The sequence below is a fragment of the Oxalobacteraceae bacterium OTU3CINTB1 genome (assembly GCA_024123955.1).
Lineage (GTDB): Bacteria > Pseudomonadota > Gammaproteobacteria > Burkholderiales > Burkholderiaceae_D > Rugamonas.
Genome location: CP099652.1, coordinates 554,042 through 577,461, shown reverse-complemented (window position 1 = coordinate 577,461; position 23,420 = coordinate 554,042). Strand labels below are relative to the sequence as shown.

The window sequence follows — 23,420 nt, the reverse complement described above, 5'->3', positions numbered from 1 at the left end:
CCAGATCCATTCCAATCGTGCGTGGGGGAAACGCTGGCGCCGCAAGTGGAATGGTTAATATGAAATATTTTAAAGAAGTCATGATTGTGACAATTGGATAGTTTATACGAAACATTTTCAACTACAGTCATGCTAGTTCTACCCTGCTGAACTTCCAACACACTGGAGACCCCCCTTGAAAAAATATTTGATTGCCGCAGCCGCCACCATGCTCGCAGCCAGCGCTTTTGCTCAAACCGAACCGTTCGGCAGCTTCAAGCGCCCGTTCTCGGCCGACTCGCCATGGAACATCCGCCCCATCGGCCCGGTGTTCGGCGCCTTCGTCATACCGACGGAAGCCAGCGGGTTTTACGGTGCGGTCGACGGCGGAAAGTACTCCACCACCGCGTTCGAGGCCAAGGCGGACGACCCGCCGATGATCGTGGCGTTGGTGAAATCCGGCGGCGACACCGATCCGGACGCGCGCGAAAATCCAACGTCGGTGACGATTCCGCGCTGGCCTGCGGCCACCGCGCCGGCCAGCGGCAGCGACGGCCATGCCGAAATCTTTGACCCGGTCACCGGCAAGATCCACAGCTTCTGGCAACTGAGATTGGTGAACGGCAAATGGACTGCGGCAATGCACGCCTGGTCGGCGGTCAACGGCCGGGGCTGGGGCGATCCGTCCCACCTCAAACAAGGCGCGCGCGCCGCCGGCGTATCGACTATCGGCGGCCTGATCCGCGCCCACGAGATCAACGACGGCCAAAGCTCCTATCAACACGCGCTGGCAATGGCGCTATCGCTGAAAGGCTTGGCAGCAAATCCCGCGTACGTCTACCCTGCCACTGCGGCCGACTATAACGCCGTGTACGAAAACAAGGGCCAGATCCCGGAAGGCGCGCTGGTAATGCTGCCGCCGGAATTCGTCCTGAAAAACGCCAATCCGACCCTGCAAAAAGTGGTCAATACGCTTAAAACCTACGGTGCCCGCGTGGTCGATCGCAACACCGACACGCCGTTTTCGATCTACGTGGAAAACGGCGGGGGCTGGCCGCTGTACACCGGCAACCTCACGCCCGTCTACCAGAATATGGAGCAGATTCGCGGTGCCTTGCGCCAAGTCATCTCCGCCAGCAGCTACGTCGACGGCAATGGCAATCCAACCACCACCAACGTGGAGGGTAACTTCAACATCTTGTCGATGCGCGGCCCGTGGAAAATAGAGTGGCCTGTCGGCGGGACGCCCGCGAAGTTCAACACCTTCACCCAAAGCGTCGAGTTCCCAAGCAACCCGGGTCTGGTGAAACAATCGAACGGTAACAGCACCGGCATCTCCGGCGGAGATCCCACTCCCGTTAACGCTGTCGGCCTGAGCTGGGGCCGCCCGGTGGCCGGGGCGACTTATACGGTGACGGCAATCGGCACCGGTGGCGCGAGCGTGAAAATAGCGCTCATGAAAGGCGGCACCGTGGCCTCCGAAACCGGCTTCCTGACCAACGGCCAGACCGCGCAGCTCACTTGGCCAAGCTCGGGCGGCTGGAGCATTATTACCACGCAGAACTCGCCAGGCCAGGCCGGCAGCATCCGCGCCACGATGATCAAGCAATAATTGGTAGGCGAAATGAGAAAGCGGCGTGCGCAATGCGCATGCCGCTTTTTTTGCTATGCCGTCGCTGGTGCGGATGCCGGTTCATGCCAGATCACGCCGTCGGCGCGCACCGTGGTGCGGTTCAGGATGCGGCGCGACTGCGGGCTGATCGGCGTCGCCTTGTGCGCCACGTGCAGGTTGTCGGCCACCACCACGTCGCCCGGCAGCCAATGGTGGCGGTAGGTCGCGCCGTCGCGGGAGTAATGCCGGTCGACGGCCTGCATCAGCGCCTGCGAGCGGTCAGGACCGTATCCCAGCACGCCGCCGGTCAATCCCAGGTTCAGATACAGCGCGGGAATTCCGGTTTTCGGATGCTTGAGCACCAGGGGATGGACCACGCCGTTACGATGCGCAGTATTAAGACCATCGAACTCCTGGCGGATATCGTCGTCCAGCTCGGCATAGGCGCGTTGCAGGTCGGTGAACAGCGTATCGCCGCCCTCGCTGGCCTGCGCCACCGAATACCACAAGCTGATCGGCGTCGGATCGGCGCGGAAGGAGCCGTCCGAATGCCAGTAGCGGCCGACTTCGACGTGGCCGTCCTCCGGCCGGCTGGCGACGCGGAAGATTTCCTCGAAGCCGTCCAACTGGCCGCGCATGGTGGGAAAAGTCTCCAAGGTGCCGAACAAGCCGGTCGCGGCGATTTGTTGCTGCGGCGTCAAGGTCTGGCCGCGGATGACCAGCAGGCCGTGCTCGAGCAATGCCGAACGCAGCAGCTTGGCCGTGCCGGGACCGGCGTCGCGCAGGTCCAAGCCTTCGATGATGGCGCCAAAGCCGACGGGGAGCGGGGTGATATTCATATGGCCTCCTAAGCCTGAGATGTATGAAATCAATATATAGACGCCACGCGCAGGTGATAATATGAATGGATTCGCATACACCTTTGCGCTGGACGCAACGCCACCATGGACAGATTCGCCGAACTGAAAGCCTTTTGCCTGGTCGCCAGCAATGGCGGCTTTTCGGCGGCCGCGCGCCAGCTGGGCGTGGCCACCTCGTCGGTGACGCGGCTGGTAGATTCGCTGGAGCAGCGCCTCGGCGCGCCGCTGCTGAACCGCTCGACGCGCAGCATCACCTTGACCGACAGCGGCCGCGCCTACGTCGAGCACGCCACGCAAATCCTCGCCGCGCTGGATGAGGCCGACGACGCCGCCGCCGGCCGCGACGCCGAGCCCAGCGGCGTGCTGCGCATCGCCGCCCCGGTCACGCTGGCGGTGCGCTATATCGCCCCGCTGCTGCCCGAGTTCGCGCGCCGCCATCCCAAGGTCACGCTGGACGTGCGGCTGAGCGACAACTACATTAATTTGGTCGAGGAGGCGGTCGACGTCGCCATCCGCATCGGCAGTCCGCAACAGCAGCCGAACCTGATCGCGCGCGAACTGGCGGCGCATCGGCGGCATATTTGCGCCAGTCCCGCTTATCTCGCAAGGCATGGTGCGCCGCAAACGCCGGCCGAGCTGGCGCAACACAACTGCCTGCAGTTTTCCTACGGCGCCAATCGGCACAGTTGGCGGTTGCGGCGCGACGGCGAGCAGGCCGACATCGACGTGCAAGGCAGCCTGAACGTGAATAACTCGGAAATGCTGCGCCAGGCGGCGCTGGGAGGGGTGGGATTGGCGCTGCTGGCCGACTGGCTGATCCGCGACGATCTGGCCGCCGGCGCCTTGCTGCCCGTGCTGCCGGAGTACGACGCCAACCCCGGCGACATGGATGTGGTGATCCACGCGGTGTATCCGGCCAGCCGCCGGGGCTCGACAAAGATCCGTGTCTTCACCGACATGTTGGCGGCGGCGTTGGCGCGCGAGGATCTTAGTTGAACAGCTTTTTCAGCTTCTCGCCGACGTTGATTTTGTTGTTGGACGGCGTAGCCGCCTGGACGGTTGGATCCGCCGCCGCCAGCCATACCAGCTTGGGCTCCGACTGCACTGGTGACCGCAACTTCAGATATGCCTTGAAGTCCCCGGGGTGAATCATCACGCCGTCTTCGCGCACCAATTGCGGCGTCCCCGTGACTTTAACGCCAGCCACCTTCATCAGCGACGACAAGTAGTGCACGTCGCGCTCTGCCTTCGCGGCATCGATGCCGCACTGGCGTGGCGCCGGCAACTCGTCGGTGGCCCAATAGTGTTTCCACGCCTGCCCATTGTCCGGTGCGCACCAGATCTGTGACACGCCTTGCCATGCCTCCTGCCCGCCGGCCTTGATGGGCCGCAACGACGACGGCACTACATAGAACGCGAGGTTATTGTTGGGACCCACTTTGCTGAACTGCTGTTCGAACATCTTGCAATACCCGCAGTCGAGCGCGGAAAACATCAGCATCTTGCGGCCGCCGCCGTCGCCATAGGTGACCTTGATCAGCTTGTCGTATTCGATCGCCGACATCATCTCGGCGCGTAGCGCGTCGCGCTCCTGCGGGGTGATCGGACGCGGCTGCGCGCCGCTGGGCGAATACACCCGCATCTCATTAACGTCGCCCCACAGCGTGCCTGCTTCGTTGACGAAGCCGGCGAACTCGCCCTTGGAAGTGGTCAGCACATACATGCCGCGCACCAGCGACGGCGTCGCCTGCGTGGTCTTCTGGTCGAAACTTGGAGCCAGCCTGGCGGTTGCGGCGTTGGCAAACAAATTCTGCACGGCGGAGCGTCCGTCGGCCAGCGCCGTCGCCGGCAACGCCGCGATGATGGCCGTTACGCATGCCGCGCGCCCGACGGCGCGTCCATAACCCGATAACGTCGATAGTGACCGCTTGATCGCCGACCCGCCCATAACTTCCCCTTTTGATTGAAATTTGCCGGCGCGCACGCTTCGAGGAATCGAAACGTCAACGCGAAACATGGCAATAATAAATTATTGCATATTTAACCAGATTGGGCCGTTCGACAGCGGCGCTGTGACGTCAGCGTCCGGACTTGCCCGCCTTGGGCGGCGCGACGATGGGCTTGATCGTGCAGATCGGATTCTTCGGATCGGCGCAGCACGTCAACAGCTGGTTCAGCGATTCCAGGTTGGCCTGCTCCCAGAACTCCTTGCTCTGCTCGTTATTGACCGGCATCCAGTGGCTCAACGGATAGCTGTTGGCCAGCGCGTTGCCGCCCTTGGCCGGGATCCTGCCGGCCGCCATCGGCACGAATTGCGAGCAGCTTGCCTGGTCGCCGATGCGGTGGCAACCGATACAAGTGTTGTCGCGCGTGCTGATGCTGTTCGAATGCCACTGCGCGAACTCCTTGCCGATGTTGCTGTAGCGGCCCAGCGGATCGGCCGGCAACAGATACTTGAGCTGGCCGATCCACGGGCTGTACATGAAGGGATCGGCGTCGTGGCAGCTCAGGCAGTTTTTCGACGCGGTGGCGGCCGGCGCCCACCAGAACTGGCCGGCGGCAATGCGCTGCGGCGGCGGCGCCTTTTCGTTGGGCGGCGGCACGCGCGAGGCGTCGAAGCCGGTCTTCTGGCCCGGCTTGCCCTCGGCGTGGAACCAGCAGGTGTCGCCGGTATCGACATTGTGGGCGACAATGTCGACCTCGTCGAAGAACTTGCTGTTCGGATCGCGCAACTGTTCGCGCCGACACATGGCCGAGATTTGCGTCTTGCCGTAGGACAGATTGAGCAAGCGGGAATACGGCGTGCACTGGCCGAACGACTCGCCGGGATACGGCAGCAGCGCCGGCCGGTCGCACGTCATGCCGGGCTTGTACTCGGTCGGCGTCTTGCCATCGACGGTGATCGGCACGATGCTGCCGTCCAGGCAATCGAAGGCGGGGATCTGGCCGATCATGTCGGCGCACACCTGGCCGTACTCGACGGCGCTTTGCTTGCTGTATTTGCTGACGGCGGCGGCCTTGGGCGCGGCTTGCGCCATGCCCATCGTGGCGGCGAGCAACAGCGCCGGGATCAAGGACAGCAGCGAAGGCAGGCTCATAATTGCACCCCGCCACCCAGCGCATAGGGCAAGGCCACCTTGCGGATCGCCTCCATATAGCGCACGTAGCCGGTGCAACGGCACAGATTGCCGCCGACCCAGGTCTCCATGACCTCGTCGAGCTGCGAGGCCGGCACCGGCGCCCGCTTCAGATGCGACAGCATGGCGGTGGCCGCCATCAAAAATCCGGGCGCGCAGTAGCCGCACTGGAACGAGAAATTCTCCAGGAAGGCTTGCTGCAACGGCGCCAGCGCCTGTTCCGAACCCAGGCTTTCGACGGTGTAGATCGACATGTTCTCGACCGCGCTGACCGGCGTCGAGCAGGACAGCGTCTTCTCCAGGACATCGTCGCCACCTTCACGGGTGGCGACGGTGCAGGCGCGGCAAACGCCGATGCCGCAACAGAATTTGGTGCCGGTCAGGTCCTGTCGCTCATGCAGGAAATCGATCAGGGCCATGTCGGCGTCGCCGGCGTCGGCCTGCACGGGTTTGTCGTTGATGTGAAAACGGATGGGCTGTGTCATTTCAGGGACTCCAGGACGGCGCGGGCGGTGACCGGGGTCGTCGTATAGCGTTTGCCGCCGGTGGCCATCGCCAGCGCGTTGAGGATGGAAGGACCGATCGGGCACATCACCGCCTCGGCGATGCCGCGCGCGGTGGTCTCGCCCGGCGCCGGCGGCAGCACGATCAATTCCTGTCGCGGAATATCGGTCGAGCGCGCGATGGCGTAGCGGTGCAGGTTCCAGGTTCCGTTGCCCGGCCCGCTGCGGTCGTTCGGACAATGCTCGAGCAACACGTTCCCCAGCGCCATCGCGATCGCCCCCTGCGACTGGCCGGATACCATCTGCGGGCAATGCTGGACGCCGGCGCTGAGCACCGACACCACCGACTCGACCGCGATCACGCCGGTGCGCGGCTCGATCGTGGCCGCCACCAGCGAACCGCAAGGCGCGTAAGTGGTGCGTCCGAACCGGAAGTTGATCAACGGCGGGTTGACCACCTGGCCGCGCGCAATCGGCTGCAAGGTATCGACCGTCAGGCCCATGGCGACATAGTCGAGCGGCAAGGTCGTGGCGCCGCTGCGGAAGGTGAACGGCGCCGTGGCAAAACCGCCGACATAGCTGGCGTGCACCACCGCCACCATCGGCAGGCGCATGCGCGTTGCCTGCTTGACCAACGCCGACCACGGCAGCGACTTGACGCCCTCGGCGTGCAGCCGGTTGTCCTTCCAGCGCAACGCGGCGGCCGGCACCTCCCGGCCCCAGATGGCGTTGGCCGCCGGCAGCAAGGTCTGCAACACCAGCGCCAGCCCCGCCTGCTCCACCACGTGGTACTGGAAGAAGGCGCCCAGGCAGGCGCTGGCCGAGCCGGACGCCTTGAGCACGTAGTTCGGCGGCACCGGCGCGGGCGGCTTGGGCAAGCTGGTGGTCAGGTTCAGCGAATCGAACAGCTGTGCCTCGCCCATGTTGATGCTGTTGGCGTTGCGGCCGAGGTAGGATGCCGGCGCCAGGCCGAGCGCGGTGGCGGCGCCATTGCCCATGTCGATATAGGGGGTGTAGATGGTGATGGTGCCGGTCGGCTCGATTTGCACGGCGCCGAACATGCCGTCGCCGGAGGTGCCGTAGGCCTCGTTCGACAACGCGAAGCCGACGCCGTACAGCAGCCCCTGGCGCTGCCTGGCCTGTTGCGTCAGCTTGCGGTTTTGCCACAGCGGATGCCGCTCCAGGCGCTGCAGCATCTCTTCCAGTTGCAGGTCCTGCAGGATCGGCGCGCCCGTCACGGTGGCGCCACGGCCCTTGCCCAGCAGGTTGCGGCGGCGCAGCTCGAACGGATCGATGTTGAGCGCCTGCGACGCTTCGTCGAGCAGGGTCTCGATCGCCATGAAGGCCTGCGGCCCGCCGAAGCCGCGCTGCGAACCGCCCATCAACTGCGGCGTTTGCATCGACCTGGCGTTGGCGATCGCGCGCGGAATGTTGTAGCAGCTCATCGAACTGAGCGCGGCCAGTTGGGCGACAAACGGGGTCAGGTTCATCTGGTCGCCGCCGTTGAGCGTGAAGTCGCAACGCAACGCCTGGATCTTGCCGTTGGCGTCCACCGCCAGCGTCTCGCTGAAATCCGTCTCGCAGCGCTTCAGGCCGACCTGAAACTGCTCGAAACGGCTTTGCGCCCAGCGCAGCGGCCCGCTGGAGAACGGCGCCGCCAGCGCCAGGTACATCGAAAACAGCGACGAATCGCGCCCGCCGAAACCGCCGCCGGGGTAGCACGACAACAAATCGATGTCTTTCACCGGGTAGGCGCTGCCGTCGAAGATGTCGGCCGCGTTGCGCAGGTCGCCGCTGGGCGACTGCGTGCCCAGCACCAGGTTCAGTTGCTGGGTGGCGGGGTCGTACCACGCCATGCCCGACTCCGGCTCCATGAACATCGGATCGATGGTCTGCGTGTAAAACTTGCGCGTGAAGGTGGGCCAGGTCTTGCCGTCGATCGCCGCCGAGATGCCGGCGGCCACCGCCTGCTTGTTCGCTGCGTAGTTGGGGGTATAGACGTAGTTGAAATTTTTCGCGTCGTCGCGGACATAGCTGGTGACCGGCTGATACGTGCCGGTCGCGGTGGCGGCCGGCGCGCCGTACTGGATCACGTCCGGATTGAATTGGAGGATTTTGACGGCGCGGCGGTAGGCATCGAAATTTGCGAAAATCAGCATCGCCACCGGCTGTCCGAAAAAGTCCGCCGGCTTGCCGATGCTGGCCAGGAACGGGCTGTTCATGCCGTCGGCCAGTTTGAGCTTTTTGTCGACCAGGGCCTGCGCGTCGATCACCGCCACCGGACGCAAGCCGGCCGGCAGCATGTCCAGGTGGTATCCGGTCACCACCTGGTCGTAGCGGTCGCAACGCACCGCGTACAGGAACTGCTCGTTCTGCGGCCAGTCCTTGAAGTCGCGCGCCTTGAAATCGCGCGCGTAGATTTTTTGTCCCAGCACCTTCGGCAGGCCGTCGATGCGCCATCGGGCCCGGCCCGGCTCGGGCGCCCAGGCGGGTACCTCCGTCAAGCGCGGCCTCGACGCGTTCATCGCCATGCCGGGCAGGCTGGTCACCGACAAGCCGACGGTTGCGCCGCTGGCCAATACTTTTAAAAAGGTACGACGGCTGACTTCTGGAGTAATACCCATGATTCCGGTTCCTACTAACTTATTTCCGGGCGCGAACTGCGACGATATCGGAATTTCCAGTAGGAATTATCGTACCATTGCGACTGGGCATGAAAAATCTCACATTGTCACAATGCAAAATTGCAACACCAAGCGGACTATGAAAAGACTGGTAGTAATGTGCATTCTCGCCTTCGTGAGCTTGACCGCCCTGGCGCGGTCGGACGAGCTCGTGGCGGTTTATCAAGGCAGCCGGCCGCCGTTCTCGTTCCGCGATGCGCAAGGCAAAGCCGGGGGCATCGAGGCGGACGTGGTCACCGAGGCGCTGCGGCGGGCGGGACGTCGCGTGACGTTCCGGGAGACGCCCAACGTGCGGCTGCTGCCGTTCAGGGAGGGCGATGGCGTCGACCTGGCCGTGAGCGTGCGCGGCAGCGATGGCCGCGGCGTGTATTTCTCGGACGAGTTCGTCACGTTCCACAACGTCGCCATCTCGCGGCGCGACCGGCACATCGTGCTCAAGACCATCGCCGACCTGGACCGCTACACCTTCGCCATCTGGCAAAACGGCTGGCGCGACCTGGGTCCCGCCTTCGAAGCGCGGTATCGGCCGGGCGCCGACGGCCGCTTCCCCGGTAATTATTTTCAGCCCTCCAACCAGCAAGCCCAAAACAAGATGTTCTGGTTCGGCCGGGTCGACGTCATCGTCGTCGACAAGCAAGTCTTCGAGTGGTATCGCAAGCAGTTCAGCGCCGAGTTCAACACGCAAGTGGCGCTGGACTACCATGCCATTTTCGACGCCACCACCGGCTTCAAGGTCGGCTTCCGCGAGCGCGACCTGCGCGACGCCTTCAACCGCGCGCTGATCGAGATGCGCAAGGACCAGACTTATTCGCGCATACTGGCCCGGTATGCGCTGCCTTCGCGGCACTGAACCGCCTGCGGTTGGACGGGCCGGTCACAGGCTCGCTTCGCCGACCAGATACGGGTTGGCCTGGCGGTAAGCGGCCAGCTCGGCACGAACTTGCGCGCGGGTCACTGCCGGCACGGCGGCTTCCGTCTGGAACTGCGGATATTGTTCGCCGCTGACGATCTCGCCGCGTTGCTGGGCAAGGCGCAGTTCGGCGCGCACTTCGTCACGGGTTTTAGTCGAGACAGCCTCTGGGTTGGAACCGGCGTACAGTTCGCCGGAATTCGGCGCCTGGCCCGCCGCGACGGCGGCTTTGTATTCGGCGACAACCTGGGCGCGGGTAACTCGAGGCGCTTCCTGGGCGTACACGACGGTGGATGCCAGCAGGGCGATGGAGAGGGCGATGGCGACGTTTTTCATGGTGTGACTCCTTAAAGGTTGAGTTGGCTGACTGCGGCTGTAGATAATTAGCGATTAGATAGTGAACTATATTTATGGACTTGTTTATCCCGTGATCACAGATACAGGCTGACTTCGCCGACCGGATGCGGGTTGGCCTTGAGGTAAGCGGCCAGCTCGGCGCGGACTTGCGCACGGGTGATCATCGACACGGCGGCCTCGGTCTCGAACTGCGGATATTGTTCGCCGCTGACAACCTCGCCGCGTTGCTGGGCCAGGCGCAATTCGGCGCGCACTTCGTCGCGCGTTTTGGTCGAGACAGCCTCTGGGCTGGAACCTGCATACAGTTCACCCGAGTTCGGTGCCAAGCCTGCTGCGACAGCGGCTTTGTACTCGGCGACAACCTGGGCACGAGTCAGTTGGGGAGCTTCCTGGGCGTACACGGCCGAAGAGGACAGCAGGGCGATGGTCAGGGCGATGGTGGCGTTTTTCATGGTAAATCTCCTTTAAAGTGTTTGGATGGTGGTTCACTGCGTGCCGTTCAGATAACTTGCGATTCAATCGCTTGCTATTTTTCTGCGGCTTGTTTCGTTTGCAGCGCGCCGATGTGTGTACTTTACATAGTGTACGATCTAATAGCAATCGATTTAAATCTATCGGCCCGATAGGAGAAACCTATCGGGCCTTTGCTATATCAAATTGCGTCCGTCTTAGGCGAGCAGGAGAGAGGCCGAGAGGGTCTCAACGCTGTCTTCTTTGGGTCCAACGAGGCCGCGCCAGCCGATGACGCCGTCCGGCCGCACCAATACCGCGCCCAAAGCAGGAACACCGAACACTTCAGCGAACGGTTGCGACGGCGGGAAAATGACATCGTCGCCGACATCGATCGACCGCAGCCGCAGGCGCCCTGCCGCTGCCCGCCAGTCCGGATTTGCCGTTAGCAGCACATACTCCCTGCCGAACAAGTCCAGCGACGACATCCGCCGGCCCGCCTGGTCCACCCACACGTGCGGCGCGCGCGTACCGGGTTGCCCCGCCCATTGCTGGGGCGTGGCGGCGGCCGGCAACTCGGACCCGGCGCCGGCCACCGCCCGCGACCGGACCAGCTGTCCAAACTCCATGGCATCGTTGCTGAACAGCGCCTCCGGCACGAAAGCGGCGCCGGCGCGCTCGGCATAATCGGGACGTGAAAAGGTCTGCTGGTGCCGCAGCCAGCCGATGGGACGCCGTTCCGCGTCGTAGGTGTCGAGCAAGGCCGGCGCCGCGTCGCCCTGGATCACACGCTGCAATTTCCAGGCGAGATTCCATGCATCGTGGATACCGGTGTTGGCGCCGAAGCCGCCCCGGGTGGGCGGCAGCTGATGCGCCGCGTCGCCGGCCAGGAACACGCGGCCCTTGCGGTAGCTATCGGCGATGCGGCCCGCCAACTCCCAGCGCCCCGTCGTAATGATGTCGAAAGCCATGTCGGCGCCAAGCGCGCGGCGGATCGCCGCCCGCAGCGCGGCTTCGGTGCGCTCCTCGTCGCCGTCCAGCATCAGCACCCAGCGGCTGTCCCCGTACGTGGTCAGGAAGCCGCGGAAGCCCTCCTGCTCGATGGAGAATTGCTGCGCGCCGCGCTGCAGGAAGGCATCCGCTTCGGGGCAATGGAACAGCACGCTGCGAAGGACGCCGAGATGCCCGATGCCGCGGCGCGTGATGCCCAGCGCCTCCCTGACCGGGCTGTTGGCGCCATCGGCGGCGATCATGTAGTCCGCGCTGATCTCGTAGCGGTGTCCGCTGGTGCGGTCGAGGACCTGAGCCAACACGCCGCCATCGTTTTGCTGGAAACCGGTGAGCTCGGTGCTGGCGCGCAGCTCCGCGCCGCGCGCGATCGCCGCCGCCCGCAATATCGGCTCCAACGTGTCTTGCGGGATCGCCGCGCCGGTGCACGGCGATTGCTCGAGCGGGCACGGCGGCGCCTCGCCCGGCGTCCAGGCCTGCTCGCTGCGCCAGTCACCGACCAGGCTGTCGACCGTCACGCGTCGCAAGCGCGTGCCAACAGGCACCTGGGGAATTTGATCGGCGATGCCGACCGCCCGGTAATGCTCCAACGTTGTTTCCGTGAAGCCCATGGCCCGCGGATGCGGCGAACTGCCCGGATGTTTATCGATGAGGATGTGCGGTACGCCGCGCCAGCCGAGGAACAGCGACGTGGAAAGTCCAACGAGGGACCCACCGACGATGAGAATGGGAGTATGCATAGAAACGTCCTTTTTTGCCAAATGGCTCATCAAAGGACGTGTGTCGATCGCGCGGGAACGCTGACGCGGCTGGGAACCAGCGTTGCCAAGTCAAAAAAGTCCACGAGAAATCGGCGCACGTCCGCTCTCGTCGTGGTCCCCGGCCTCGGTGGCTGGGAAAATTTTGCTCCAATGGTTGGAGTTGGCCGGGGCTCACCACGCCGGCCCACCTTTTTCGACCGTGGAAGTGTAGCACGCTCGCGCAGGCCATTCATCCTTTAGGCGGCCATCCCGGCGTTGTGAGCTTATGAGGGATAATGTGCGCCGCCAGATCTATCTTCTATCGAAAATTATGACTTTCTTCCAGAAAATTGAAGTTTTTTCGAAAAACTCCAACTCAATATGGCGAGAGGGAAAATTGTTAGCCTATTTCCCGCCATCGAATCCTACACCGGCCCTACCCGGACTATAAAAGGTTCGGCCAGCAGGAACCCGCGCTGTTTGAGCGCAACTCTATGATATTGTTGATTTTTTTGGTGCGGCTGGCGGGGATCGAACCCACGACCCTTGGCTTCGGAGGCCAATACTCTATCCACTGAGCTACAGCCGCGTAGGGGGATTTCTTGAAGTGAGCCGTAGGATACCGTTTTTATCGCTTCCCGTCCACGGAAAGTGTCGTTTTGAGCACCTTTGCGTTTCCATACCGGGATTTTTGAGTCTATAATCGCCCGTTTGGTGAAGGTTTTGCAAGGCAGCTGCTTGATCAGTTTTTCGCACGCCACCCCGGCTCGACATTAGTCTGTTAAGGAAATCATGAGCGACGCACATAACGAACACGAATCCGCAATCAGAACACCCAAACAGCTTGCAGCTGCTGTGATCGGCTTTTTCTTAGTCACCGTCTTAGGCATTGTCCTGCTGGTCAAGTACGTCACGGAAGATAAATTGACCGGCGCCGGCTCCAACAGCCAGGCCCCGGAGCAAATCGCCGCCCGCCTCTCCCCCGTCGCCGACGCGGGCTTCACCTTCAAGGACGTGAACGCGCCGAAGGTGCTGCAATCGGGCGAAGCCGTCTACACCTCCACCTGCGCGGCCTGCCACGGCGCGGGCGTCGCCGGTGCACCGAAAGTCGGCGACGCCGGCGGTTGGGCGGCCCGCATCGCGCAAGGCTACGACACCATCGTCAAACACGCGATCGAAGGTTTGCGCGCAATGCCCGCTAAAGGCGGCAACCCGGACCTGGACGATGTGGAAGTGGCACGCGCAGTGGTCTTCATGGCGAACCAGGCGGGCGCCAAGTTCAAGGAGCCTGAAGTGCCGGCCGCTCCGGCTGCGGCGCCAGGACCGGAAAAAACCGTCGATCCCGCCAATCCTAAGTAATCGGCAAGCGGCAATGAACAAAACCGGTCTGCATGACCGGTTTTTTTTCGTCCAAACATTCGCGAACTTATTTGCGGCCGGTGCCGATCTGGTACTTCTTGAGCTTGTCGTACAGCGTCTTGCGCGGCACCAGCAGGTTGTCGGCCGCCAAGCCGACGTTGCCATCGACGGCCGCTAGCGCCTGGACGATCAATTCGCGCTCGTGATGGTCAACCTGCTGCGGCAGCGACATGGCGTCGCCGACCACGGCGGACGGCGCATTCGCCGGCGCGGTGACGATACCCAGCACCAGCCGCTCAGCGAAGTTGCGCAATTCGCGGACGTTGCCCGGCCAGTCCCCGGCCTGCCATTGCGCCATCTGCTGCGCTGTCCAGGCCGGCACCGGGCGCCGGTAGCGCGCGGCGGCATCGGCGGCGAAGTGGGCCAGCAGCAGTGGAATGTCCTCGCGCCGGTCGCGCAGGCGCGGCAGGTCGATGCTGACAACGCCGATGCGGTAGTACAAGTCTTCGCGGAAGTGGCCCTGCGCGCTCAGCTGCAGCAGGTCGACCTTGGTGGCGGCGACGATCGAGCATTCGAGCGCGACCGAGTCGTTGCCGCCCAGGCGTTCGAGCTTGCGCTCCTGCAGCACACGCAGCAGCTTGACCTGCAACGCCATCGGCATGCTTTCGATTTCGTCGAGAAAGACGGTGCCGCCCTGCGCGAACTCAAGCTTGCCGACGCGGCGCTTTTGCGCGCCGGTGAAGGCGCCCGCCTCGTGGCCGAAAATTTCGCTTTCAAACACCGACTCGGGCAACGCGCCGCAGTTGATGGCGACGAAGTTACCCTTGCGTCCGCTGGCGGCGTGCAGCAGGCGCGCGACCACTTCCTTGCCGGTGCCGGTCTGGCCGTTGATCAGCACATCCACGCCGGCCGGGGCGACGTTGCGCACCAGGACCTTCAGTTGTTCGATGGCGGCCGAGCGCCCGATCAGGTCGGGCAAGTCCGGATGCTGGGCGCGGTCGGTGCGCAGCTGGCGGTTTTCCAGCACCAGACGGCGCCGCTCCTGCGCGCGCCGCACGGCGTCCAGCAGGCGGCCGCTGGCGAAGGGCTTTTCGATGAAGTCGTAGGCGCCGCCGCGCATCGCGGCCACCGCCATCTCGACGTCGCCGTGGCCGGTGACAACGATCACCGGCAGCTCGGCGTCGAGCGCGGCGATCTGCGCCAGCAAGTCCAGGCCGGAGCGGCCCGGCAGGCGCACGTCGGTGACGATGACGCCGGCGTAGTCGGCACGCAGCAGCGCTTGCGCTTCCTCCGCGCTGGCGCACGCTTGCACGCTGAAGCCGCCCAGTTCCAGCGTCTGGCTGGTGGCCAGGCGCAGCGCCGCTTCGTCTTCGATCAGGATGGCCTGCACGTCATGCTCCTTGCTGCGTTTGTTGTAAGCGTGGCAGGCGCAGCTCAAAGCGCGCGCCGCCGTCGGTCTGATTATGCGCCGTCAGTTGGCCGTTCATCGCCTGCACGATCGACGATGAGATCGCCAGCCCCAGACCGAGGCCCTTGCCGGAAGGCTTGGTGGTGAAAAACGGTTCGAACAGGTGCGCCACGACTTGCTCCGGGATGCCTTCGCCGCTGTCGCTGATGCTGACCAGCGCGCTGTCGCCGTCGCGCGCCAGGCGAATGGCGACCAAGCGGCGCTCGGCGCTCTCGACCGCGTCCAGCGCGTTGCGCAGCAGATTGATCAGCACTTGCTCGATGCGTACGCTGTCGCCAGTCACTTTCAGGTTCTCGACGCCGATGTCGATCTCGAGGGTGACGGCGTTGCGCCGGAATTCGCTGTCGAGCAGGAAGGCGGACGCCCGCACCGACGCGGCCAGCTCGACCGTGCCAAGGGTCTCGTCCTTGCGCGCGAAGCCCTTGAGCTGGCCGATGATGGCGCCCATGCGCGCGCTGGCCTCGCTGATATGCCCGAGGTTGCCGGCGACCTGCTCGCCCTGCCCGCGTTCGAGAAAGACGCGGGCGTTGTCGGCAAAGGCGCGAATTGCGGCAAGCGGCTGGTTCAGTTCATGGGTGATGCCTGTCGCCATCTGTCCCAGCATCGCCAGCTTGCCCGCCTGCACCAGTTCGTTTTGCGTCGAACGCAGCAGGTGTTCGGTTTCCTGCAGCTTGGCGTACTTGCTTTCCAGATGCTGGTTGGTGGTGCGCAGCTGCCGCGTGCGTTCGACAATCTTGTCGTTCAGCTCCAGCTCGGCCTTTTGCAGCGCCGCGCGCGAGGCCAGCCGCTCCTCCAGCCGGCGCCGGCGCTGGTGCGAAGCCCAGCCCGCCAACGCGACGCACGCTAGCAGCAAGACCGCCGCCAGCGCCCATTGCAGGCCGGCGCGCAGCACCCGCGACTGTCCGGGGAATAGCATCAGCTGCCAGCCCAGCTGGCCCACCGATTGCGTGACGAACAGGTCGGGCTGGCCGCCCAGCGGCGTCACGGTCTTGCCCATGTATTGCTGGGTATGCGCCAGTTGTCGCTCGGTGGCCGCGTCCAGCGGCGTCAGGCTGCGGTAGATCCAGTCGGGCCGGTTGCTGAGGAAAATGACGCCGCTGCGGTCGGCCAGCACGATGGCGTCGTCGCTGCTGCGCCAGGTGCGTTCGAAGTCCGCCAGGCTGATCTTGACGGCGACCACGCCGGTGACCGGCCCGCCGGCGCTGCCGTTGCCGTAGACCGGCTGGGCGATGAAGTAGCCGGCCTCGGTGGTGCTGGTGCCGATGCCGTAGAAGCGCCCCGCCCTGCCCTTGAGCGCGGCGTCGAAGTAAGGGCGGTAGGAAAAGTTTTTGCCGACAAAGCCCAGCGGCTGGTCCCAGTTGCTGGCGCCGATGGTCAGGCCGTCGCGGTCCATCACGTAGATGGCGCCGACGTTGGCCTGTTGCTGGATGGTTTTCAAGGTGCTGTTGAGGCGGCTGATCGCGCGCGTGTCGGACGGGTTCGCCAGCGCTTCGATCAGGTCCGGCTGGAAGCCGAGCACGAACGGCAGCGTCTCATATTTTTGCAGCAGCGATTGCAGGTCCGGCGCCATCAGCTGCAATTGCCGCTGGCCTTGCAAGCGCAGGTCGGCGCGGGCGCGCGAGGTGCCGGCCAGATACGAAGCGGCGATGACGCCCACCGCGCAGAGCAACGCGAACAGAAGGAGCAGGGGTTTTTTGGCGCGCATCAAGGGATTCTACTTCACGCGAGCTCTTCTGAAACACGTAGGGCGGATTAGCGTAGCGTAATCCGCCATGCGTGCGTTTCGACGGCTCATGGATTGGCGGATTACGGCGTTCCGCCTAATCCGCCCTACGTGGAACAGTGGCGAGTGACCACATCGCCTTAATCTACCGCGGCCATCCGCATCTCGTCGTTGTGGTGGCGCTGCTGCTCTTCCATCACCAGCTGTCCGAGTTCGCGCTTCAACGCGTTGAACTCGGCGGCTGCCGGGTCGCGCAAGCGCGGCAGGTCAACCAGCATGTCGCGCTTGACGGTGCCGGGACGGTAGGTCATCACTACGATACGGTCGGCCAGGTAGATCGCCTCCTCGATGCTGTGCGTGACGAAGATGATGGTCTTCTTCAGCTCGGCCCAGATGCGCAACAGTTCGTCTTGCAGGTTGCGGCGCGTCAGCGCGTCGAGCGCGCCGAACGGCTCGTCCATCAGCATGATCGGCGAATCCAGCGCCAGCACGCGGGCGATGGCGACGCGCTGGCGCATGCCGCCGGACAGGTCTTTCGGGAAACGGTGGCGGAAATCGCTCAGCGACAGCATCGCCAGCAACTCGTCGACCTTGGCCGTGATCGCGGACTGGTCCATGCCCTTGATCTCCAGGCCGAAGGCGATGTTCTTTTCCACCGTCATCCACGGGAACAACGCGTATTCCTGGAACACCATGCCGCGCTCCGGTCCGGGACCGGTAACCAGCTTGCCGTCGGCGGTGATGGTGCCGGACGACGGCAACGAGAAGCCGGCGACCGCGTTCAGCAAGGTCGACTTGCCGCAACCCGAAGGTCCCAGCAGGCAAACGAACTGGCCTTGTGGAATGTCGAGGTTGATGTCCTTCAGCGCGACCACATCGCGGCTGTCGGTCTTGAAGACTTTGTTGACACCGCTGACTTGAATATGGGTAGGGTTCATCTCAATTCTCCAGACCACGGTGCCACCGCAGCAAATGATTGTTCAGTTTGTTCATGCCGACGTCGATGATCAGGCCCAGCAGGCCGATGCTGATCATGCCGGCGATAATCTTGTCCGACCAGAAGTACTCGCGCGCTTCGAGGATGCGGAAGCCGAGGCCGTTGTTCACGGCGATCATCTCCGAGACGATCACGACGATGAACGCGGTACCGATGCCGATCCGCACGCCCGACAGGATGTACGGCACGGCCGCCGGCAGCATCACGCGGATAAACATCGTGCGCTGGTTGACGCCCAGGTTGCGGGCGGCACGGATATAGATGCCGTCGACCTGGCGCACGCCGGCGATGGTGTTGACCAGCACCGGGAAGAAGGCGCCGAGCGCAATCAGGAACACGGCCGGCGCGTTGCCCAGGCCGAACCACAGGATCGCCAGCGGGATGTACGCGATCGGCGGAATCGGCCGCAGCACCTGCATCAGCGGATTGAGCCAGGCATACATGCGCTGGCTCGCACCCATCATCAGGCCCAGCGGCAAGGCCAGCCCGGCGCCGACGGCGAAGCCGACCACCACGCGGTACAGACTGCTCAAGGTGTCGCCCAGCAGCTCGCCGGAGAACGCCCAGCTGATCCACGAGCTGGCGGCCGGGTCGTAGACGGTCAGCGGCAACAGATACTCGATCCATTTGCTGACCACGGCCACCGGCGACGGCAGCACTTGTGGATTGACCCAGCCGAGCATGGCGCTGGCCTGCCACAGCACGACGATCAGAATCGGGACGACGGCCCCGGTGGCGCTCTGGCGCCAGTCTTGTTTGTTCATGGTGTCTCCTGCTTATTCTTGCTATTGGTGGGTTTATTTGATGCCCAGGCTTTTCTTCGAAGCGTCCAGCAGATCGGTCTTGACCCAATCCCTGGCCACCGGCGGCTTGCTCATGCGGCCAACGCCGGTCTTGAGCATGATGTCGGTGGTGATCTGGATGTGCTCGGCGGTGACGTCGTAGCTGTAAGGCGAATTGCTGATCGCGTCCTCGAAGTCGTCCTTGGTGATCTGGTTCTTGAACATCGACTCGCGCACGTATTTCTCGGCGACGGCCTGGTTGTCGATAAACGTCTTGGTCGCCTGGACGAAGCAGTTCATGAACTTCTGCGCCAGCGGTCGCTTCTCGTTGTAGAACTTCTCGCTCATCACCATCGTGCGCACCGGCTCGCCGATGGCGGTGTCGTACGGCTTCATCACCTCGACGCCGTAGCCCTTGTTGATGGCCTGCGACGATTGCGGCTCACTCTGCATGATGGCGTCGAGGTTCTTACCCATCAGCGCCTGGTTCAGGTCGGCGAAAGCAAGGAACACCAGCTGCACATCCTTGCCCGGCTTGTCGGACGAGGTCAGGCCGGCTTGCGCCAGTTCGGCGATCAGCAACACCTCGTGGATGCCGCCGCGCGTGACGCCGACTTTCTTGCCCTTCAAATCCTTGATGGATTTGATGCCCTCGTTGGGACGGGCAACCAGGCGGGCGCCACCCTTGGCGAAACCGGCCACCACGTAGATCGGCGCGCCGTTGGCGCGGCCGGAGATAGCCGCTTCTGAAGCGGTGGCGCCAACGTCGAGCTCGCCCGCCAGGATGGCTTGCATGACGTCCGGGCCTTTGGCGAAGATGTGCTCCTCGACCTTGAGGCCGCACTTGGGCGCGATTTCCTTAATGTACGAGACGGCGCCGTAGTGGGCGAATTTAAGGTTGCCGAGGCGGACGACTTCCTGCGCTTGCGCGGTGGATGCGAAGGCGATGGCGGCGGTCAGGGCCAGCAGACGGAATTTGGGCAGGGGTTTAGGCATTGCGTGTCTCCAATATGTTTGTTGTGGTTGGAGACATTGCAGCTTCCGTGCCAAGCGCCACGCTGAAGATAAGCCCTTGATTTTTAAGGCGTCAGCGAATTATCTGGTCCGCATCCAGCGCGGAAAACCGCACTTCCCCCCAAAAACAATGCGGATTACCGCACGCGCTAATTTGCGCAGGCAATACATCGGATATGGCACCTATAAGGACTAATATGACATACTTAATCCTATAATCAGCCCCTAAAGGTTGCAAGGAAACTGAAATGAATTGTCATTTCCAAATTTTTCGAGACGATGACTGGGTTGACTGCGCCGAAGTGACGCTAATCGAGGCCGCCGGCGGCAATCCGCGCAGGCCCGCGATCTTTGAATACGATCTCAACTACGCGTTCCAGACCGGGGTCGAACCGGTCTCGCTGTGCTTTCCTGTCAGCGCGGAAATGCACATGCTCAAGCAATGGCCCGCGTTCCTTTTCGATCTGATTCCCCAAGGCGGTGGCCGACAGTACTTGCTGGGCGAACTACAGCTTGCCGACAATGCCGCCGCCGACTTTCCATTGATGTGCGCGGGAGCGTTCAATCCCATCGGCCGGGTACGCGTGGCCGAGGCGGCGGCCTACTACAAGAACCACGTCATCAGACATGACACCGGAGCCCCACTCAAGGGGTTTTCAATGGAAGACATTATCGGCCGTGGCGAAGCGTTCAGCGAAGACATGCTCATCCACGCCATGCTCACCACCGGCAGCCTCGGGGTTCAGGGCGCGGCGCCAAAATATCTGCTCACTACCGACCAGCAAGGCTTGTGGCACGCCGATGCGGCCCTGCCGGACAGCCAGGCGGCCGAGCACTTCATTGTCAAACGCGCGCGCGGCAAAGCCGACGCGGACCACAAGGTGCTCAGGAACGAAGCGGCCTATATGAAGGTCGCCGCAGCCATGGGTCTGCGCACCATCGGTACGCCGCGCTACCTCGATGACACCCTGTTCATCCCGAGATTCGACCGGCTTGTCCGCCATGGCAAAGTGCAGCGCCTGCATCAGGAAAGCGCCGCCTCGCTGGCCGGCATCGTCGGCTTCGACAACACACCAAGCCAGTTCGAGCTTTTGTCGGCGATCCGGGCCGTCGTCACCGACCCGACCGGCGAAACCATCGAGTTTCTCAAACGCGACGTTTTGAATCTGGCCATGCGCAACACCGACAATCACGCGCGCAACACCGCTGTGCAAGTGCTCGGCGACACGGTGCGCCTGACTCCGCTGTTCGACTTTGCGCCGATGTACCTGGACCCGGCCGGTATTGCCCGCGCCGCACGCTGGTACCAACCCGGAACCAGGCAGGAATTGCACGAGTGGCGCCCGATCCTGGACGCGCTCGAGATCGACGATGCGGAGCGCGACGTGATTGGATTGGCACTGCATGGCTTTAGCGTTCAATTGAGCGCGTTGGAGCGGCACATGAAAGCGGCCGGCGTCGACGACGATATCGTGGCGTTCCTCCAACCTCACATCGCGACGCAAATTCAGCAACTACAAACCTTGAAAGCATCATGACGCCAACCAGAAGAAAGGCCGGCAAAGAGCAACTCCGACAGCGGCGCGCTCAACTGTACGAGGCCATCGCACGCGGCGAGATCAACCTGCAGGACTCGGTCAAGGAGATGCGTGCCGTTTCCCGCTTGACCCAGGCCGGATTCGCAGCGCATCGCGGGGTCAGCACGAAGGTGATCAAGGCGATTGAAGGCGGAACCGGCAATCCGACCGTTGGCACCCTGAACCGCATTGGCGCCTTTTTCGGCCTGGAGGTGGCCTTCGTGCGTACCGAAACCCTGCGCACCGACGGCGAGCCCAAGCCGCAGGGCGCGGACGCACGCGATGCCCGCCAGGTGATGGAAGAAATCAAAAAATTGTTGGCGTCGTACGATGCGAACGAGGGGTAAGCCGGCCTAGCTGCACAGGCCAAACGCTTTGCGCTCCGGGAAGTAGCGGTACGTGAACGTGCGCACCGGATATTCCTTCAACCCGATCTCGAACGCCGGCGAGACAATGTCGAAACGCTCCGGCAGCTTCTCCTTGACCCTTACCCGCACGCGCCACAACGTCTCTTCGCCGGACGCGCTGGCGACAAACATATCCGGCACCTTGGGAATCGAGTCGACGATCTCCGGCCGCGAGTTGGTGGTGCGCTGGTACAACGTGACCAGCTCGGCCTTGTGCAGCACCGGCCCCTTCGGCGCGGTGACGTTGTAATCGCGCGTAAGGAAACGCGCGCGCTCGCCGCGCGGCAGGATGTACACGAACGTGAACTCGGCGCCGCCCTCCTGCAATGTCACAGGCGGCGTGGTGGCCACGCTCATGCCGCGCGGCAGTTCGAAGCGCGAGCCCTCCTGCCACGTCTTGCACTCGGGCGTGGTCGCCATGTAAAGATTGCCGGGCGTGTAGGAGTCGCCGCAGCCGCTGAGCAACAGCGTAAAAAATATCGGTGCCAGATAACGCAGACGCATGAAGACGGCTTTCCTGTGGAATAGAGCCCCCAGTTTACCAGCACGCGGCCCTCCCGGGCGACTCGCATGTGGCTGGCGATGCGTTGCAAAACCGGCCTTGTCACGCGACACACAAAGGATTAATGTGAACCACCAGTTTTTGTTGGGCAATTATTTGATTTCTGAACGCCGGCGGGCCGGCATACTATGGAAGCAATAATATGAAAAACAAATTGTTTACCGCTGCGCTGGGATTGCTGTTGTCATCGCTGGTGTCGACCGCCTCGGCCGAGACCGGCGTCACCGCCACCGAAATCAAGATCGGCATGGCCAACGCCCAATCGGGCCCGACCGCGGGCCTGGGATTGGGCATCAAGGCCGGCAGCGAAGCCTACTTCAAGAAGGTCAACGCCGCCGGCGGCGTCAACGGCCGCAAGATCACACTGATCAGCGAGGACGACGGCTACGATCCGCCGCGCACCGCCACCGCCACCGACAAACTGATCAAGAAGGACGGCGTGTTCGCACTGTTCGGTTATGTCGGCACGCCCACCAGCAAGGCGGCGATGTCGCTGGTCAACGAGGCCAATATCCCGTTCTTCGCGCCGTTCACCGGCGCCGAGTTCCTGCGCACGCCGTTGAACAAACATGTGTTCAACATCCGCTCCTCGTACTTCAATGAAATCGAATTGCAGGTCGAGCGCCTGGTTACCGATGCCGGCGTCACCAAGATCGGCCTGTTCTATCAGGAAGACACCTACGGCAAGGTCGGCAAGGAAGGCCTGCAGGTCTCGCTGCAAAAACGCAAAATGAGCATGGCCGGCGAAGGCTTTTACCAGCGCAACACCGAGGACGTCGACGCCGGCCTGGCCGCGCTGATCGCCGCCAAGCCGGAGGCGGTGCTAATGGTCGGCACCTACAAGGCCTGCGCGGCGTTTGTGCAGAAGGCGGCGGCAGCCGGCTTCAAGCCGAAGTTCTTCAACCTGTCGTTCGTCGGCACCGCCAACTTCATCAAGGCTGCCGGCGACGCGGCCGAAGGCGTGTACATCACGCAGGTGGTGCCGTCGCCGTTCGACGAATCGATTCCCATCGTCAAGCAATACCGCGCCGACATGAAGGCGGCCGGCGTCAGCGATGGCGACTACACATCGCTGGAGGGCTACATCAACGCCGTGGCGCTGGTCGAGGCGCTCAAGAAAACCGGCCCGGACCTGACGCGCGCCAGCTTCATGGCGGCGCTGGAAAAACTCAACGTCAACCTGGGCGGACTCGACATCGCCTTCAGCCCCACCGACCACCAGGGCTTGAGCACGGTCTATCTGACGAAGGTGCAAAAGGGCAAGCCGGTCTCGGTCGGCAAGCTGTAATTC

21 protein-coding genes and 1 tRNA gene are annotated in these 23,420 nt (G+C 63.2%); 7 read left to right on the top strand and 15 right to left on the bottom strand.

Annotated features, from left to right (window positions below):
• Positions 1–175 precede the first annotated feature (175 nt).
• Complete coding sequence (locus NHH73_02465) at positions 176–1,591, top strand: Atrophin-1 multi-domain protein (protein ID USX27181.1); 1,416 nt, start codon at positions 176–178, stop codon at positions 1,589–1,591.
• Positions 1,592–1,644: 53 nt separating this feature from the next.
• Here the strand turns inward: NHH73_02465 and NHH73_02460 are convergent, their stop codons facing one another.
• A complete protein-coding gene (locus tag NHH73_02460; protein USX27180.1) occupies positions 1,645–2,430 on the bottom strand; it encodes a TauD/TfdA family dioxygenase in 786 nt (261 codons plus the stop codon).
• Between the two features lie 105 nt (positions 2,431–2,535).
• Here NHH73_02460 and NHH73_02455 point away from each other — a divergent pair, with 105 nt between their 5' ends.
• Positions 2,536–3,447: a LysR family transcriptional regulator gene (locus NHH73_02455; protein USX27179.1), complete on the top strand. Its 912-nt coding sequence runs from the start codon at positions 2,536–2,538 to the stop codon at positions 3,445–3,447.
• Here the strand turns inward: NHH73_02455 and NHH73_02450 are convergent.
• From NHH73_02450 to NHH73_02435, 4 genes are all read right to left on the bottom strand, one after another.
• Positions 3,440–4,399, bottom strand: coding sequence for a thioredoxin fold domain-containing protein (locus tag NHH73_02450; GenBank protein USX27178.1), 960 nt, complete (start codon positions 4,397–4,399; stop codon positions 3,440–3,442). The genes NHH73_02455 and NHH73_02450 overlap by 8 nt on opposite strands.
• 130 nt (positions 4,400–4,529) lie before the next feature.
• Complete coding sequence (locus NHH73_02445) at positions 4,530–5,549, bottom strand: hypothetical protein (protein ID USX27177.1); 1,020 nt, start codon at positions 5,547–5,549, stop codon at positions 4,530–4,532.
• Positions 5,546–6,073 (bottom strand): 2Fe-2S iron-sulfur cluster-binding protein, encoded by a 528-nt coding sequence (locus NHH73_02440; GenBank protein ID USX27176.1) that lies wholly within the window; start codon positions 6,071–6,073, stop codon positions 5,546–5,548. The genes NHH73_02445 and NHH73_02440 overlap by 4 nt, the downstream gene beginning before the upstream one ends.
• Positions 6,070–8,715 carry a molybdopterin-dependent oxidoreductase gene (locus tag NHH73_02435; protein USX27175.1) on the bottom strand — a complete coding sequence of 882 codons (2,646 nt, stop codon included), beginning with the start codon at positions 8,713–8,715 and terminating at the stop codon, positions 6,070–6,072. The genes NHH73_02440 and NHH73_02435 overlap by 4 nt, the downstream gene beginning before the upstream one ends.
• A gap of 175 nt (positions 8,716–8,890) precedes the next feature.
• Here NHH73_02435 and NHH73_02430 point away from each other — a divergent pair, with 175 nt between their 5' ends.
• A complete protein-coding gene (locus tag NHH73_02430; protein USX27174.1) occupies positions 8,891–9,625 on the top strand; it encodes a transporter substrate-binding domain-containing protein in 735 nt (244 codons plus the stop codon).
• A gap of 24 nt (positions 9,626–9,649) precedes the next feature.
• Here NHH73_02430 and NHH73_02425 read toward each other — a convergent pair whose 3' ends face one another.
• The 4 genes from NHH73_02425 to NHH73_02410 form a co-directional block, all read right to left on the bottom strand.
• Positions 9,650–10,021: a DUF4148 domain-containing protein gene (locus NHH73_02425; GenBank protein USX27173.1), complete on the bottom strand. Its 372-nt coding sequence runs from the start codon at positions 10,019–10,021 to the stop codon at positions 9,650–9,652.
• A 95-nt stretch (positions 10,022–10,116) separates the two neighbouring features.
• Positions 10,117–10,494 (bottom strand): putative porin, encoded by a 378-nt coding sequence (locus NHH73_02420; GenBank protein ID USX27172.1) that lies wholly within the window; start codon positions 10,492–10,494, stop codon positions 10,117–10,119.
• 216 nt (positions 10,495–10,710) lie between these two features.
• Entirely contained in the window at positions 10,711–12,240 is a 1,530-nt protein-coding gene (locus NHH73_02415) for an FAD-dependent monooxygenase (protein USX27171.1), read from the bottom strand.
• A 513-nt stretch (positions 12,241–12,753) separates the two neighbouring features.
• Positions 12,754–12,829, bottom strand: a tRNA-Arg gene (locus NHH73_02410).
• Positions 12,830–13,032: 203 nt separating this feature from the next.
• Here NHH73_02410 and NHH73_02405 point away from each other — a divergent pair.
• Entirely contained in the window at positions 13,033–13,599 is a 567-nt protein-coding gene (locus NHH73_02405) for a c-type cytochrome (GenBank protein USX27170.1), read from the top strand.
• A gap of 67 nt (positions 13,600–13,666) precedes the next feature.
• Here NHH73_02405 and NHH73_02400 read toward each other — a convergent pair whose 3' ends face one another.
• The 5 genes from NHH73_02400 to NHH73_02380 form a co-directional block, all read right to left on the bottom strand.
• The gene (locus tag NHH73_02400; protein USX27169.1) at positions 13,667–14,989 is read right to left on the bottom strand and encodes a sigma-54 dependent transcriptional regulator; all 1,323 of its coding nucleotides are present in this window, start codon (positions 14,987–14,989) and stop codon (positions 13,667–13,669) included.
• A gap of 1 nt (position 14,990) precedes the next feature.
• Positions 14,991–16,772, bottom strand: coding sequence for an ATP-binding protein (locus tag NHH73_02395; protein ID USX27168.1), 1,782 nt, complete (start codon positions 16,770–16,772; stop codon positions 14,991–14,993).
• A gap of 158 nt (positions 16,773–16,930) precedes the next feature.
• Positions 16,931–17,728, bottom strand: coding sequence for an ABC transporter ATP-binding protein (locus NHH73_02390; protein USX27167.1), 798 nt, complete (start codon positions 17,726–17,728; stop codon positions 16,931–16,933).
• Position 17,729: 1 nt separating this feature from the next.
• On the bottom strand, positions 17,730–18,551 hold the full coding sequence (locus NHH73_02385; protein ID USX27166.1) for an ABC transporter permease: 822 nt from the start codon (positions 18,549–18,551) through the stop codon (positions 17,730–17,732).
• 33 nt (positions 18,552–18,584) lie between these two features.
• Positions 18,585–19,565 (bottom strand): ABC transporter substrate-binding protein, encoded by a 981-nt coding sequence (locus NHH73_02380; protein USX27165.1) that lies wholly within the window; start codon positions 19,563–19,565, stop codon positions 18,585–18,587.
• Between the two features lie 266 nt (positions 19,566–19,831).
• Between NHH73_02380 and NHH73_02375 the strand changes: the two genes are divergently transcribed.
• Together NHH73_02375 and NHH73_02370 are read left to right on the top strand one after the other, a co-directional pair.
• A complete protein-coding gene (locus NHH73_02375) occupies positions 19,832–21,121 on the top strand; it encodes a type II toxin-antitoxin system HipA family toxin (GenBank protein USX27164.1) in 1,290 nt (429 codons plus the stop codon).
• Positions 21,118–21,507, top strand: coding sequence for a transcriptional regulator (locus tag NHH73_02370; protein ID USX27163.1), 390 nt, complete (start codon positions 21,118–21,120; stop codon positions 21,505–21,507). The genes NHH73_02375 and NHH73_02370 overlap by 4 nt, the downstream gene beginning before the upstream one ends.
• A 6-nt stretch (positions 21,508–21,513) precedes the next feature.
• Here the strand turns inward: NHH73_02370 and NHH73_02365 are convergent, their stop codons facing one another.
• Positions 21,514–22,071, bottom strand: a complete 558-nt coding sequence (locus NHH73_02365; GenBank protein USX27162.1) for a hypothetical protein — start codon at positions 22,069–22,071, stop codon at positions 21,514–21,516.
• Between the two features lie 200 nt (positions 22,072–22,271).
• On the opposite strand from NHH73_02365, the gene NHH73_02360 reads away from it, so the two are divergent.
• A complete protein-coding gene (locus tag NHH73_02360; GenBank protein USX27161.1) occupies positions 22,272–23,417 on the top strand; it encodes an ABC transporter substrate-binding protein in 1,146 nt (381 codons plus the stop codon).
• Positions 23,418–23,420: the final 3 nt, after the last annotated feature.